At 31.0% G+C, this 14,448-nt stretch carries 10 protein-coding genes and 2 CRISPR repeat arrays; of the genes, 7 read left to right on the forward strand and 3 right to left on the reverse strand.

Features of this window, described 5'->3' with window-relative positions:
• The first annotated feature begins 2 nt into the window (after positions 1–2).
• From cas8a1 to cas2, 7 genes are read left to right on the forward strand one after another with little or no spacing between them, the layout of a single operon-like run.
• Positions 3–1,646: a type I-B CRISPR-associated protein Cas8b1/Cst1 gene (cas8a1, locus tag CBR30_05970; protein PMQ01373.1), complete on the forward strand. Its 1,644-nt coding sequence runs from the start codon at positions 3–5 to the stop codon at positions 1,644–1,646.
• Positions 1,647–1,666: 20 nt separating this feature from the next.
• Positions 1,667–2,560, forward strand: a complete 894-nt coding sequence (gene cas7i / locus CBR30_05975) for a type I-B CRISPR-associated protein Cas7/Cst2/DevR (GenBank protein ID PMQ01374.1) — start codon at positions 1,667–1,669, stop codon at positions 2,558–2,560.
• Positions 2,547–3,239 carry a type I-B CRISPR-associated protein Cas5 gene (cas5b, locus tag CBR30_05980; GenBank protein PMQ01375.1) on the forward strand — a complete coding sequence of 231 codons (693 nt, stop codon included), beginning with the start codon at positions 2,547–2,549 and terminating at the stop codon, positions 3,237–3,239. Before cas7i ends, cas5b begins: the two co-directional genes overlap by 14 nt.
• Complete coding sequence (locus CBR30_05985; GenBank protein ID PMQ01376.1) at positions 3,232–5,499, forward strand: CRISPR-associated helicase/endonuclease Cas3; 2,268 nt, start codon at positions 3,232–3,234, stop codon at positions 5,497–5,499. The genes cas5b and CBR30_05985 overlap by 8 nt, the downstream gene beginning before the upstream one ends.
• Positions 5,500–5,523: 24 nt before the next feature.
• The gene (gene cas4 / locus CBR30_05990) at positions 5,524–6,033 is read left to right on the forward strand and encodes a CRISPR-associated protein Cas4 (protein ID PMQ01377.1); all 510 of its coding nucleotides are present in this window, start codon (positions 5,524–5,526) and stop codon (positions 6,031–6,033) included.
• A gap of 6 nt (positions 6,034–6,039) precedes the next feature.
• The gene (locus CBR30_05995; protein PMQ01378.1) at positions 6,040–7,020 is read left to right on the forward strand and encodes a subtype I-B CRISPR-associated endonuclease Cas1; all 981 of its coding nucleotides are present in this window, start codon (positions 6,040–6,042) and stop codon (positions 7,018–7,020) included.
• Positions 7,021–7,022: 2 nt separating this feature from the next.
• Positions 7,023–7,286 carry a CRISPR-associated endonuclease Cas2 gene (gene cas2, locus CBR30_06000; protein PMQ01379.1) on the forward strand — a complete coding sequence of 88 codons (264 nt, stop codon included), beginning with the start codon at positions 7,023–7,025 and terminating at the stop codon, positions 7,284–7,286.
• Between the two features lie 213 nt (positions 7,287–7,499).
• Positions 7,500–10,748: a CRISPR direct-repeat array (repeat unit 29 nt; unit sequence GTTTGATCTGAACAATGTGGGATTTAAAC).
• 155 nt (positions 10,749–10,903) lie between these two features.
• Positions 10,904–12,252: a CRISPR direct-repeat array (repeat unit 29 nt; unit sequence GTTTGATCTGAACAATGTGGGATTTAAAC).
• Positions 12,253–12,422: 170 nt separating this feature from the next.
• Here cas2 and CBR30_06005 read toward each other — a convergent pair.
• From CBR30_06005 to CBR30_06015, 3 genes are read right to left on the reverse strand one after another with little or no spacing between them, the layout of a single operon-like run.
• Positions 12,423–13,211: a hypothetical protein gene (locus tag CBR30_06005; GenBank protein ID PMQ01380.1), complete on the reverse strand. Its 789-nt coding sequence runs from the start codon at positions 13,209–13,211 to the stop codon at positions 12,423–12,425.
• Positions 13,212–13,234: 23 nt separating this feature from the next.
• Entirely contained in the window at positions 13,235–13,924 is a 690-nt protein-coding gene (locus CBR30_06010) for a multidrug ABC transporter ATP-binding protein (GenBank protein PMQ01381.1), read from the reverse strand.
• Positions 13,911–14,285 (reverse strand): GntR family transcriptional regulator, encoded by a 375-nt coding sequence (locus CBR30_06015; GenBank protein ID PMQ01382.1) that lies wholly within the window; start codon positions 14,283–14,285, stop codon positions 13,911–13,913. The genes CBR30_06010 and CBR30_06015 overlap by 14 nt, the downstream gene beginning before the upstream one ends.
• Positions 14,286–14,448 lie beyond the last annotated feature (163 nt).

Consider the following 14,448-nt stretch of genomic DNA (forward strand, 5'->3'; position numbering starts at 1 on the left):
AAATGGAAAGAGTTTACCTTTCGGATTGGCTCTTTAATGCAGGTATCATTGGATTCTTATCAATTCTTTTAGAGGGAAAAGAAGATATAAAAGAAGGAGAAAACATTCTTTCTAATGGAAAAACTATTTATATTGGGGAAAACTATATCCAGTTTGAGAGAGATATATTAGAAGGTTTCTCTGATAAATATTTTAATTCAGCTTATGAAAGATATAGAAGAACCGATAGGTTTATAGAATATTGCATGGAAATATTGGAAAAAATAAACAATAAAGAAATATCAGAAAAGGATATTGAAAAAATCTATAAGGACTTTAAAAAAAGATTAGATAGTTTTTCAAGGTTAAAGAACTTATTGGAGAAGGATTTACCAAGTTTTAGCCTCGAGGAAATTAAAAGAAACCCTGAACTATTCAGTGACTATATATTAAAAATTTTAGATATTATTGAGAAAAACAAACAAACACTTATAGAAAATGACGTTAAAATATATTTAGGAAATATCTATGGGCAAAAAAACTTTTTAAATAGAAGCGTTACTTCAGATTACAAAATTAAATTCAAAGAAGAGTTTGAAGATAATATAATTAAAGGGATTAATAAACTCGAAAAAAATACGTTATGCGTAAATTGTGGGGAAAGATATGCCAAAAAGAATATAAATTTTGACACAGGACTCTCCCCTTTCACTGGCGTTAATACTGATGCATTAAATTTCTTTTGGAATTTTAAAGCAAAACTTCCTCTCTGTGAAATATGCGAATTAATATATTTCTGCACTTTTAAAGGCTTTACTGAATCTGTAAGAGAAGACAAATATTTCTTCGTAAATAGTGATACATCTGTTGTAGATCTTTATAAGAATAATTTATTATTGCAAGACCAACTTAAAAAGAATCTTGATGAGAACATTTTTATAGACTTTTTTAGTGAACTATTAATAAATGAGGAGCGTCAAAAAAGTAAACATGCCCTTCAAAGTATTGCTTTTATAGAAATCGATCTGACTAATAAGGAATTACTTCCAAAGGTTTTCTCCTTCAATATAAGCAGGTCAAAAGCAGAATTTTTAAAACATCATTCTGAAAATACTTTTAAAATTATATCCAAAATAAGTTATTCTATAAAAGATAAAAATAAAAGCATAGTCTTAGAATTATTAGAGAAGATCTTGGCAAACACTTTAAATTACGACTATCTAAACTTTTTAGAATATTTATATCTGGAAAACTTAAAAGGTAATATGGAAATTAAGACATTTTATTATCCATACCATTTAAACATCTTAAACCTAATAATTAGTGAGTATTTAAGAAAATTTAGAAAAAGAGAAAGGAGTGATAGAATGAGTTTAATAAATGAAGATCAAATTTGGTTTATGTTTAAAAAAGGAGAAGAAATTGCAAACAAACTTATAGAGGAAAAGGCTGAGAACAAAATTCCTTCCCTATCCTATAAACTTCTCTCCTATCTAAGAACAGAAGATATACATGGTTTTATGGATCACATTCTTAGAATTTATATTAGCTATGCCCTTGAGGTTCCAACCTTATTCGTAAAAGCTATTAGCGATAAAGAGCTATTTCTCTCGTATGGTTATAGTTTTGTAAATGGTATTTTATCTAAATATACATCTAAAGAATAATTAAGAAGGAGGTAAGTGAAATGAAAAAGGGAGGTTTAACTTTAAGCATAGTTTTTGAAGCTATGAGTTTAAATTATGGAGAGGGTGTGGGAAACATATCAGAGCTTAAAAAACTAACCAGGGAAGGATATACATTAACTTATATGTCTCGCCAAGCCTTGAGATACGAGTTATTCAAAACTCTAAAAAATATGTTTGGGGTAGAAGATGCTCCCTTAACTAAGGAGAAGGAAGTAATTCAATTCAAAGAAGAAGCAAATATTAAAGACTATGAAGAGCTTGATCTTTTTGGGTATATGAAGACAATAAGGGGACAAAAGGCTATAACCCGCTCAGCAGTAGTAAGATTTTCTCCTGCTATTTCTTTGGAGCCTTATTTAAATGATTTAGAGTTTGGAACTAATAAAAACTTTGCGGATAGGTTAAAATCTGATCCTAATCCGTTCCAATTTGAACAGCATTATTCCTTATATACATATACTGTAACTATAGATTTAGATAGATTAGGAAAAGATGAGAATGAAAATATTGAGTTAGACAAAGAGACAAGAATTAAAAGAGTACAAAATGTGTTGGAAGCATTAAAGGTTATGAATAGAGAAATAAAAGGACGTATTGAAAATCTAAATCCTATTTTTGTAATCGGTGGTATATATCCAATAAAAAACCCATTTTTCTTAAATAGGATTAAAGTATCTTTAGATAGTTCTACAAGAAAATTTAAAATAAATACTGAATTAATAAAAAGTACTCTAAATATCAAGATTAATGATTCCTTGGTTGAAGATTATACTCATATTGGATTACTAAAGGGGTATTGGGGAAATGAGAATGAGTTTGAAAATGCAAAAGACATAAATGATTTATTTGAAGAATTAAAAAAAGGGGTAAAAGCTTTCTATGAAAGTGCTTAAATTAAAAGTATATCAACAGTTTGCTAATTATAGAAAGCCATTTTCTTACAATTTTATTGACACCTACCCTTTGCCTACTTATTCACATATAAGAGGCTGGATACATAGAGTTTTACAGGCTAAAGAATATATACCTATCAGTATATCTATACAAGGTACATACGAAAACATAGTATACGATTTACAAACCTTTTATAAATTTGATAGAAAAAGAAATACAGAAGAGGAAATTTTTCTACCAGAGTACAATAAGAGTTTAGTTAGATCTCCATTCTATGTGGCAAATTTACAGGATGTTTATCTTACTATACATATAAACATGCCTTTTGAATTTCTCAGTAAAATTGAGACAAATATTTATGATGTTTTTCCTTCTATAGGAAGACATGAGGATATAGTAAGAATAGATGAAATAAAATTCATAGAAGTAGAAAAGAAAAATATAGGATTCGATTTTTATAAAATTAAATATCCTATTTATCTTAAGAAAGAGACTGCAGAAAAATATAAATTAATTGGTATAAATTATAGATTACCTTTTAAATATAAGATTGAGCAAGATTTAAGGTATTTTGAGAAAATAGATGTAGTTTATGTAGAGGAAGGAACATTATTTGAAGAAGCCATTTTGGATTCTGAGGGTGACTTAGTAGAACTAGTGGGTGATTTCAATGGATGAGCATCATATTATTTACGCAAAAACATATAGGGAAAATGGACAGATTTCTTTTGAGACCCTTGAGGAACATACTCTTGCTCTTTTGAAAAATCTTGAATTACTAAAGAAAAGTTATTATGAAGAAATAAATGAAATCCTTAGAAGAGAGAATTATGATCCTGATAAATTCTGGGAAATATTGAGAATTGCAGTAGTATATCATGATTTAGGTAAGGTGAACTCACTATTTCAGAATAAGATCAGAGATCTTTTAGGAAAAGAAAGGTTGAAAACTAAGTTTTCCCAGGAAATACCCCATAATTTCCTATCACCTGCTTTAATCCCCAAGAATGTTTTTTCGGGGATAAATAATTTTGATATAAACGATATTTTTATGCTTATATATGCCGTAATGTATCACCATTACAGAGATTTTGATTTTGACGAAGAATATTTTAGGAATTACTTAAACGAAGAAGTACTAAACAAAACAGAATATCTTTCTTGGGTAAAAAATTATGATAAAAACTTTGGTAATGGGGATAGTTTAGGATGTAATTATTTTGGTTTAATTAAGGATTATGGTAAAATTACAAACTTAGAAAACAAACTAACATTTATCATGCTTAAAGGATTTTTATACAGATTAGACCATTCCTCCTCTGCCCATGTAGAAATAGAAAGGGAAAGAATTAAAAATTGCGAGAACGAATTAATATCATATCTAAAAAGCAAATTTGGCTTTACTGGATTTAAACCTTTCCAAAAACAGGCAATTTATTTAAGAGATAAAAATGTACTTTTAGTAGCTCCCACTGGAAGTGGTAAAACAGAATTTGCAATTAATTGGATAGGAGATAGAAAGGCAATTTATACACTTCCTTTAAGAGTTTCTGTCAATGCAATGTATGAACGCCTTAAGAATATATTTGGAAAAGACAAAATTGGTCTTTTACATGCTGATTGTGCATACTACGGGCTCGAAGAAATTAGAAAATCTGAAAATGAATTAAAAGAACACTTATATAATATAGCTTCCTCAAGACAACTATCATATCCTATAACGGTTAGTACTGCAGATCAGATTTTTATTTCATTCTTTTACTTTCCAGGTTATGAGAAAATATTTTCCATTCTTCCATATACTAAAGTAGTAGTAGATGAACCGCAAGCATACACTTCCGAATCTTTAGCTGTTATTGTTGAAGGATTAAAGAAGATAAATAATATAGGGGGAAGATTTTGTTTAATGAGTGCTACCTTTTATCCAATCTTAAAGAAAGAATTAGAAGATATAGCTACAATAATAGAATATACTGAAAATCAAAATACTAGACATATTTTAAGATATTATCCTGATAAAGATTTAGAAGATGTTGCTGATGAAATAATTGAAAATTATAAAAAAGGAAAGAAGATACTAATTATAACAAATACTGTAAAAAAGGCACAAAATATATATAAATTTTTAATATCTAAAACAAAAGAGCATGAAGGGATAAAACTTTTACATTCAAGATTTACTTGGAAAGATAGAACTGAAAAAGAAGAACAAATTTTCTTAGATGAAAAAAAGCAAAGTCCATGTATTTGGGTATCTACACAAATAATAGAAGCATCTTTAGATATAGACTTTGATATATTGTTCTCAGAATTAGCTCCCATAGATACCTTAATACAAAGAATGGGTAGGGTGTATAGGAAGAGACAATATTTAGAAGACACTCCAAATATAATAATTGTAGGAAATTCAGGTAATCCATCAGGGAAAATTCATGTTTATGATTCCTTATTGATTGACTCTACTTATAATCTTCTTTATGATTTCAATAACAAATTATTAGATGAAAAGACTAAGAAATCTTTAGTGGAGAAAATATATTCTCTTGATCTATTAAAAAACACAAAGTATTATAAAAAATTTCAGGAATATCAAAGAATTCTTAAATTAGGATATAAGGCTGATAATAAAATAGAGGCTGAAAAAATTTTTAGAAAAATTTCAAGTATAGATGCTATACCCATTGAAATTTATGAAAAGAACAAGGAAAAAATAATAGAAATAGGAGACAAAATCTACTCTAAGGATGCATTTAAAAAATTAGAAGGTATTAAGGAATTAAAAAACTTTACTATAAATATTCCTTTAGAAATAAAAACTTACTCCCAAAATTTAATTTCATTAGAAAGAGAATTAGATTTAAGAGTTTTTTTAATTAATTTAGAATATAATAAAGAATTAGGGCTTATTCCTGATAAATCCACAGAGAATATAATTTAGCAAAAAGAAAGGGGAGTAAAAAACATAGAATTAAGTCAAGAGTTAAGAATTACAGGAGTAAAAATAAATTACCTATATGTATGTGAGAGGAAACTTTGGCTCTTCGACAGAGGTGTGTGCATGGAGCATACCTCCGATAAAGTATTGCTGGGTAAATTAATTGATGAATTTAGCTATCCCAAAGAAGAAAAAAGGAGAATATTAATAGACGATCTTATATGTATAGACATATTAGATGAAGAAGAAATAAGGGAGATAAAGTACAGTGATAGCTTAGAGGAGCCAAATAGAATGCAGATTCTTTACTATTTATATTACTTGAAAAAGCTTGGAATATATAAAAAGGGAATATTAAATTATCCGAAACAAAGAAAACGTGAGATAGTAGAGCTTACCCCTGAAAAGGAAAGGGAGGTGGAGGATGCTATTAAAAGAGTAGAGGAAGTAATAAAGAGAGAAACTCCACCTCCTGTGGAAAAGAAAAAATATTGTAGAAAATGCGCATATTTTGAATTTTGCTTTGTAAGTGAATAATCAATTATGCAAAAAGATTTGTACATTTTCTCGAGTGGGACCATAAAGCGTAAAGAAAATACCATATACTTTGAGCCTAAAGAGGGGGAAAAGAAATATTTCCCCATTGAGAATATTAGCGCTATCCATCTATTCGGAGAAGTCGACATAAATACAAAAGCTTTAAACTTTTTTGCTCAAAACAATATCATTATCCATGTTTACAACTACTACGGATATTACTCAGGATCCTATATTCCTCGAGAGAAAAATGTTTCTGGAGAGCTATTAGTTAAACAAGTTGAACATTATTTAAATAAAGAAGAGAGAATGTATCTTGCATACTCCTTTGTTGAGGGAGCCCTTTTCCATATGCAAAGAAATCTTAGAGAGTATGAGAATACTGAAGAATTTATTTTCAAAATTAAACAGGAGCTTGAAAAAGCTGGAACTTGTAACGACATAAATGAGCTTATGGGATGTGAAGGAAGAGCAAGAGATGCCTACTATGATGCCTTTAACGTAATTCTAAAAGGGAAATTTCTTTTTGAAAAAAGAGAAAAAAGACCACCTAAAAATCCAATAAATGCTCTCATTTCTTTTGGGAATTCTCTGACTTATTCCGCAGTACTTTCAGAAATATACAAGACCCAACTTAATCCAACTATTAGTTATCTCCATGAGCCAAGAGAGAGGAGATTCTCTCTTAGCTTGGATATATCAGAAATATTTAAACCATTAATTACAGATACTATAATTTTTAAATTAATAAACAATAACATGCTTAAAGATGAAGACTTTGATCAGGATGTTAATTATTGCTACCTCAGTGAATCTGGAAGAAAGAAATTTATAAAGGAATTCGAAACAAAAATGGATACAACAATAAAACATAGAAAATTAGGGAGGAACGTCTCATACAGATTCCTAATAAGGCTTGAATGTTACAAACTTATAAAACATCTTCTTAAAGATGAAATCTATAAACCGCTAAAGGCTTGGTGGTAAGAATGTTCGTTATCATCACTTATGATATAAATGAAGAAAGAGTAAATAAAGTTAGAAAAATTCTAAAAAGATATTTTGTATGGGTACAAAATTCGGTTTTCGAGGGAGAGATATCCATTGGGAAATTAGAAAAATGCAAAAAAGAATTACAACTTGTAATTGTTCCAGAGGAAGACTCAATCTATTTCTATATCATTGAGAATAAAAATAATTATGCAAAGTCTATCTTAGGTCTCGAGAAAAATATGGATTCCTATATTTATTGAAGTTTCCGCAAAGCTCAATTTATTAATGGTTTTTTAAAATATTAGTGAAAATCTATATTTTATATATGAAATTTGAGCAGGTCTGAAATTCAACCTAAGGTTTGATGCAAAATACCTACAAACTGAAATCTAAAATATTGTACTTACAATCTTATTAAAATATTGTAATTAACAATGTTATAATTAATATAGATATTTAATCTGAAGAATTGGGTTTGATCTGAACAATGTGGGATTTAAACAATAATACTCCAGAGCACGAGAAATAAAAGCCTGAAAGTTTGATCTGAACAATGTGGGATTTAAACGCTATTTTATAAGTCGCAACTCTAAAATTTGTAGTAGAGGTTTGATCTGAACAATGTGGGATTTAAACAGTCAAAACTAAATATTTTCTCTAAAATTTCATCATGTTTGATCTGAACAATGTGGGATTTAAACCTATCCAGATAGGTTTTAGAGCGACTAAAGAAGCATGTTTGATCTGAACAATGTGGGATTTAAACGATATTGGTGCAAATTCTTATCCAATTGTCTTTGGCGTTTGATCTGAACAATGTGGGATTTAAACGTCAATTATAATTTTTACTTTGTTTTTTACATCTTTCAAGTTTGATCTGAACAATGTGGGATTTAAACTATGTAGCTGTGATTAAGTCTGTAGTTGTTAAGCAAGGTTTGATCTGAACAATGTGGGATTTAAACACCCTTCAATTACATTTTTAAAACTAAATATTAAATCGTTTGATCTGAACAATGTGGGATTTAAACGAAGCAGTAAGATTTGAAGTAGAGATAGTACCGAGAGGTTTGATCTGAACAATGTGGGATTTAAACCTTTGAAGCCATATTTTTTTTTAGCCCCCTTTCGTAAGTTTGATCTGAACAATGTGGGATTTAAACATCAAGAGAGCTATCATGAAGAAGTGAAAGAACCTACGTTTGATCTGAACAATGTGGGATTTAAACAAATTCCGATTGAATGGGACGCACAAAACAACAAAGTTTGATCTGAACAATGTGGGATTTAAACTTTTAGTGGCGGGCTTGCGAAATTCTTAATTTTCTAGTTTGATCTGAACAATGTGGGATTTAAACGCAATAACTTATTGACTATGTTGTCAACCTCTACAAGTTTGATCTGAACAATGTGGGATTTAAACTTCTCCGTATGATGTATATAGGGCATATCTTCTTCATGTTTGATCTGAACAATGTGGGATTTAAACTTTGGTGTAGTTTGTTTATTTCTGGTATAACTGCAAGGTTTGATCTGAACAATGTGGGATTTAAACTCTTCCGAAACCGAGGTAATACAAGCGGGGACAAAAGGTTTGATCTGAACAATGTGGGATTTAAACAAGAAAATAGTTGACAAAGTTTTTTAAACGTGATAAGTTTGATCTGAACAATGTGGGATTTAAACTCTAAATGGGATAACGGGATTTCTTTTGTAGACAGTGGTTTGATCTGAACAATGTGGGATTTAAACCAGCAAATAAGTGGGGCTACTAACTCTTCTGCTCTTGTTTGATCTGAACAATGTGGGATTTAAACGTAGAGAGAGAGATATGGGACAGGTGGTATCAGAAGTGTTTGATCTGAACAATGTGGGATTTAAACGATCTCTCTTGCTACTGAGAAAGAGATATCTCCTCGCGTTTGATCTGAACAATGTGGGATTTAAACGCAGAAGAAGGTACCAAACCCTCGAGTAAAAATCCAAAGTTTGATCTGAACAATGTGGGATTTAAACAGAAATATAGAGAGGGTAAGAGTAATAGCAACTGCAGTTTGATCTGAACAATGTGGGATTTAAACTAAAAATTAAACGGGAGGTGTTAGTATGGATATTAGAAAGTTTGATCTGAACAATGTGGGATTTAAACAATTGAGAAGTTTAAGGAAAAGCACAGAATTGAGAAAGTTTGATCTGAACAATGTGGGATTTAAACCTTGGCATCTCCTGCTCTTGCTATTCCTGCTTGCCAAGTTTGATCTGAACAATGTGGGATTTAAACTTCTCTGGAGTTATTTCTCCTTGAGGAGCTATAGTTGTTTGATCTGAACAATGTGGGATTTAAACGGCATAGTATATGTAACTGTATCTTGATATACTCTTGTTTGATCTGAACAATGTGGGATTTAAACGATCTTGCTAAGGAGGTGTTTAAAGGTGAAGGTCAAAGGTTTGATCTGAACAATGTGGGATTTAAACAGAGAGAGACGCTGCTGGAATTTGCGCAGGATATACGAGTTTGATCTGAACAATGTGGGATTTAAACAAAGAAAACGTTTTTCTGTGTCCCATGTGCACGCAATGTTTGATCTGAACAATGTGGGATTTAAACAATTTCTCTATTGCCTGCAGGCAAATCTGATAAAGTTTGATCTGAACAATGTGGGATTTAAACAAAGATGGAGTTATGGATTTAAGTTCTAATGCCTTTGTTTGATCTGAACAATGTGGGATTTAAACCTTTTTGCTTGGGTAGTTGCTAAAAGAACAGAAGGAGAGTTTGATCTGAACAATGTGGGATTTAAACTGGAATTACAGACTCCAGAGGAGACGCAGCAATGCTGTTTGATCTGAACAATGTGGGATTTAAACAAGCATAATGCAGAGGTGGGAGGAGTACCAAACTCATGTTTGATCTGAACAATGTGGGATTTAAACTTTTATCAGATTTGCCCGCAGGCAATAGAGAAATTTGTTTGATCTGAACAATGTGGGATTTAAACAAGAAAATAGTTGACAAAGTTTTTTAAACGTGATAAGTTTGATCTGAACAATGTGGGATTTAAACTTTCCCTTCTCTGAATACAAGCCAAGAATTCCAAGCGTTTGATCTGAACAATGTGGGATTTAAACTTTTTTACGTTTAGAATGTAATTGTCAGTGTCAAATGTTTGATCTGAACAATGTGGGATTTAAACAAAGGGTGTTTCTGGGACTACGTAGAGGGTGAGGAAAGTTTGATCTGAACAATGTGGGATTTAAACCGCAGGAGATTTTTCATGTTGGATACCCAAGACCGAGGTTTGATCTGAACAATGTGGGATTTAAACAAAACAAAACAAGGATATAATACACAGTCACAGACGGTTTGATCTGAACAATGTGGGATTTAAACTCGATTAGTATTGAAAACTATCTGAAAGGAGAAAAGGGTTTGATCTGAACAATGTGGGATTTAAACGTTGTAAAGGAGAATGAGGATATGTATATAAATGTATAGTTTGATCTGAACAATGTGGGATTTAAACAGGTAGAAAGGGAGACATTAATAGAGTTTGCGGAAGGTTTGATCTGAACAATGTGGGATTTAAACACGGATGTTCTTGTCTGCATACTGGACAAATAAATGTTTGATCTGAACAATGTGGGATTTAAACATCTTTGTAGCTATCTACGTATTAGTTAGAATGGAGAGTTTGATCTGAACAATGTGGGATTTAAACAGTTATCACATCAAAATAAAATGACTAAATCGTGAAATTTTCTACCCTTATAGGCGAGCTACAAGGCACGTGCCTAATCTAATTTTAAAACGTTCTAATCTTAAAAGTGAAACTTTTAAATTCTTCGAAATTTTGAGGAAAAATGAGAAAACTTTGTTTGATCTGAACAATGTGGGATTTAAACTCATAAAAAACCACTTATCTACTTCTGTTACCCTATGTTTGATCTGAACAATGTGGGATTTAAACCCGGTAGATCTCTGCACTTTTGCATTGTGTAATGCAGTGTTTGATCTGAACAATGTGGGATTTAAACTGGTTCACAGAATAATACTTTTCCTTTATACATCTTGTTTGATCTGAACAATGTGGGATTTAAACTGCTATAGGTAGTATGTAGTTTATTAATGCTTGAGTAGTTTGATCTGAACAATGTGGGATTTAAACGTAGAAACTTGCGCTAAAATAGCACCACGAAGGTCGCTCGTTTGATCTGAACAATGTGGGATTTAAACGTTGAAGGAGCAAGCATTATACAAAAAGAAGAGAAAGTTTGATCTGAACAATGTGGGATTTAAACTTCGCACTTCCCTTTATTCCCGTCCATAACCAGTTCGCGTTTGATCTGAACAATGTGGGATTTAAACTCGTTTAGTATTGAAAACTATCTGAAAGGAGAAAAGGTTTGATCTGAACAATGTGGGATTTAAACTTAGATCTTTTATTTCTTCACCTTCGACATAGCTCGTTTGATCTGAACAATGTGGGATTTAAACCCTTACAACGGGGTCTGTTATTTCAAATATTTCGTCAGTTTGATCTGAACAATGTGGGATTTAAACTATAGCCTAAGTGGTTCCCATAGGTAGAATCTATTCTCGTTTGATCTGAACAATGTGGGATTTAAACAACAGTTATACCTTCTACAGCTAATATCTTCGCTACGTGTTTGATCTGAACAATGTGGGATTTAAACTTCTAACACAATAATCCACTCTATCTTGTCTAAAGAGTTTGATCTGAACAATGTGGGATTTAAACCTTCAGCTGTCTTAGCTGTCCCACTTGTTTTTGAAGTGTTTGATCTGAACAATGTGGGATTTAAACTTTGAGAGTAGGGGGCGGGCTATCTTGCCAGCCACTGGTTTGATCTGAACAATGTGGGATTTAAACCCTTCAATAGGGGCTTCATTTACTATCTTTCTCCAGTTTGATCTGAACAATGTGGGATTTAAACAATTTTTAAAATTTTCAGTCCTTAATAAAAACTATAGTATTGTTTGATCTGAACAATGTGGGATTTAAACCACTATGAAGAAAAACTTCTGGAAGAAAGAAGTGGCAGTTTGATCTGAACAATGTGGGATTTAAACGAAGATTTAATAAAAAAGATAGATGAAAGAGGTTATGAGTTTGATCTGAACAATGTGGGATTTAAACAATCTTGAATGTAGGTTTAAATTCAAAGAATTCCTGTTTGATCTGAACAATGTGGGATTTAAATTTAGAAAGGAGGTTTAAAGTGGTATGGCAGGAGTTGAGTATATGCTTCATCTTATTTGGGAAGAGCTTAAGGAGATTAATAAGAATTTGAAAATTATAGCAAAGGTTATGGCGATTGAAGCTGTGAAGAAGTATCCAGAGCTGAAGGATGAAATACTTAAGGATAATTAGCTATTTTATCTCCATTTTTTTATTAAGGAGATAAGATATCAAAGCTATGAAAAAGATAAATGTAAAGATGTTGTATAAAATTACTGCTATATTAAACTCAATTCTTGATGCAGATACATAGCTTTCTATACTGATATTTCCATTCACTTGATATATTTTTTCAAAATCATAACCAGGTATGGAAAAGGGCAATTTGTAGGGGAAAATTTGAGCCAACCTATTTTCCACCGAATCTGAGAATATCATATAGAGACTACTTAGTAGGTAACAAGAAAATTTTAAAAATCTGTCTTCATAGGGAAGTTTTGAGGAAACAACATAAAGAGAGATAATAAGAAAAATGATTAAAAAAGAAAGAGGGAATAAAAATATACTTATGATTCCTCCTTGTTTGAAAAGATAAAAAATGAAATCTTGGGGAACTTTCGTGTTAATTGACATACTCAAGATAGTCATTAAAAACAGGTTAAATAAAGTAAGAAATAAAAGCTCAATAAGGAGGATAATAAGGTTTTTGTATAAAAGTAAAGATGGCTTTATAGGGAGAGAAAAACTTAAGTAGTTTAGGTCCTCAGAAGCCATAAATCTAATATTAATGATGAGAGAAACAACTATTGATATAGAAAAAGCTAAGAATGAGAAATTAAAAATTCCTTCTAAAATTGTCATATCTTTTTTAGAAACTGAGGTTAAAAAGATAAGGGAAAGGTAAACTCCTAATAATATAAGTATAAAAATTAGATAATACTTTTTTCTTCCTAATAAGCTATATTTTAAAAGATTCCACATAGTCTTTCCTCCTCAAATTTTTATTAGAATATGTCTTTAAATAGGTCATTTATTGACTTACTATTTTTCTCTCTTAGATTTTCAGTATTTTCATCCAAAATAATCTCTCCATTGGAGATAAAGATGGTTCTATCCGCAATATTTTCTATTTCTCCAATAAGATGGGTAGAAATTATCATAAGGCTATCTTCTCTATAACTTCTTAGAAGAGTTGTAATAATTTTATCTCTTGTAGAAGGGTCCATGCCTCCTAATGGTTCATCTAATAGATATATTTTGGCTTTTCTTGATAAGCCTAAGCCAAGTAGGGTTTTTTCAAGCTCTCCCCTTGAAAGTTCCCTTAACTTTTTATCTTCTTTCAAGTTAAAGAAATTCATCATGTCCAAAAACTTATTTTCCTGAAAATCCAGGAAAAAGTCTTTGTAAAAATGGAATGCATCTTTTATACTCATCCAGAGTGGAAGAATGTTTCTATCTGGCAAGAAAGAGACTATTGATTTTGTATATACTCCCACATCCCTCCCATCTATTTTTATAATCCCCTCCGATGGCTTTAGAAGTCCTGCAATTAGCTTTAGGAAGGTTGTTTTACCACTCCCATTTGGACCATAAAGACCAATGATCTCACCTAAATCTGCTGATAAGGATATTCCCTTCAAAACCAACCTTTTGCCAAAATCCTTTTTCAGGTTTTTAACCTCAAGAATTGCCATTTTTCTCCTCCTCTAAAAAGGAAGTTAACAACTTAAACATCTCCTCCTTTGAAAAATTAAGGTCCTTCATCTCTTTTACAAATCTTTCTAAAATCTCTTTTGCCATTGCCTCTCTAAGTCCCAAAATCTTATTTTCATCTTCAACAACAAAAGAGCCTGTACCTCTCAAGGTATAGATAATGCCTTCCCTTTCCAACTCCTGATAGGCTTTTTGCACAGTATTAGGATTTACCTTTAACTCTTCCGCCAAATCTCTAACAGAAGGCAATTTATCTCCCCTTTTTATTTTTCCTTTAACTATCTCCTTCTTTATAAGGTCAATAATTTGTATATAAATGGGAATTTTTTCATCAAATTCTATAACTTTTCACCTTCCTTTTGTCTTACTGTATTAGTTACATAATACACTTCAACAAGAAACTTGTCAAGAAAGTCTTTCCATATTTCATAATTTCTCATACTTGACATTAATGGTATATTACTGTATTATATGACTAATACAGTAAGACAATAGGAGGTGTAGA

The organism is Dictyoglomus sp. NZ13-RE01, assembly GCA_002878375.1.
In the GTDB taxonomy this organism is placed as follows: Bacteria; Dictyoglomota; Dictyoglomia; order Dictyoglomales; family Dictyoglomaceae; genus NZ13-RE01.

Coding starts and splice junctions, on each gene's coding strand:
- cas8a1 (PMQ01373.1), top strand. CDS start 3: ATGGAAAGAGTTTACCTTTCGGATTGGCTCTTTAATGCAGGTATCATT.
- cas7i (PMQ01374.1), top strand. CDS start 1,667: ATGAAAAAGGGAGGTTTAACTTTAAGCATAGTTTTTGAAGCTATGAGT.
- cas5b (PMQ01375.1), top strand. CDS start 2,547: ATGAAAGTGCTTAAATTAAAAGTATATCAACAGTTTGCTAATTATAGA.
- CBR30_05985 (PMQ01376.1), top strand. CDS start 3,232: ATGGATGAGCATCATATTATTTACGCAAAAACATATAGGGAAAATGGA.
- CBR30_05995 (PMQ01378.1), top strand. CDS start 6,040: ATGCAAAAAGATTTGTACATTTTCTCGAGTGGGACCATAAAGCGTAAA.
- cas2 (PMQ01379.1), top strand. CDS start 7,023: ATGTTCGTTATCATCACTTATGATATAAATGAAGAAAGAGTAAATAAA.
- CBR30_06005 (PMQ01380.1), bottom strand. CDS start 13,211: ATGTGGAATCTTTTAAAATATAGCTTATTAGGAAGAAAAAAGTATTAT.
- CBR30_06010 (PMQ01381.1), bottom strand. CDS start 13,924: ATGGCAATTCTTGAGGTTAAAAACCTGAAAAAGGATTTTGGCAAAAGG.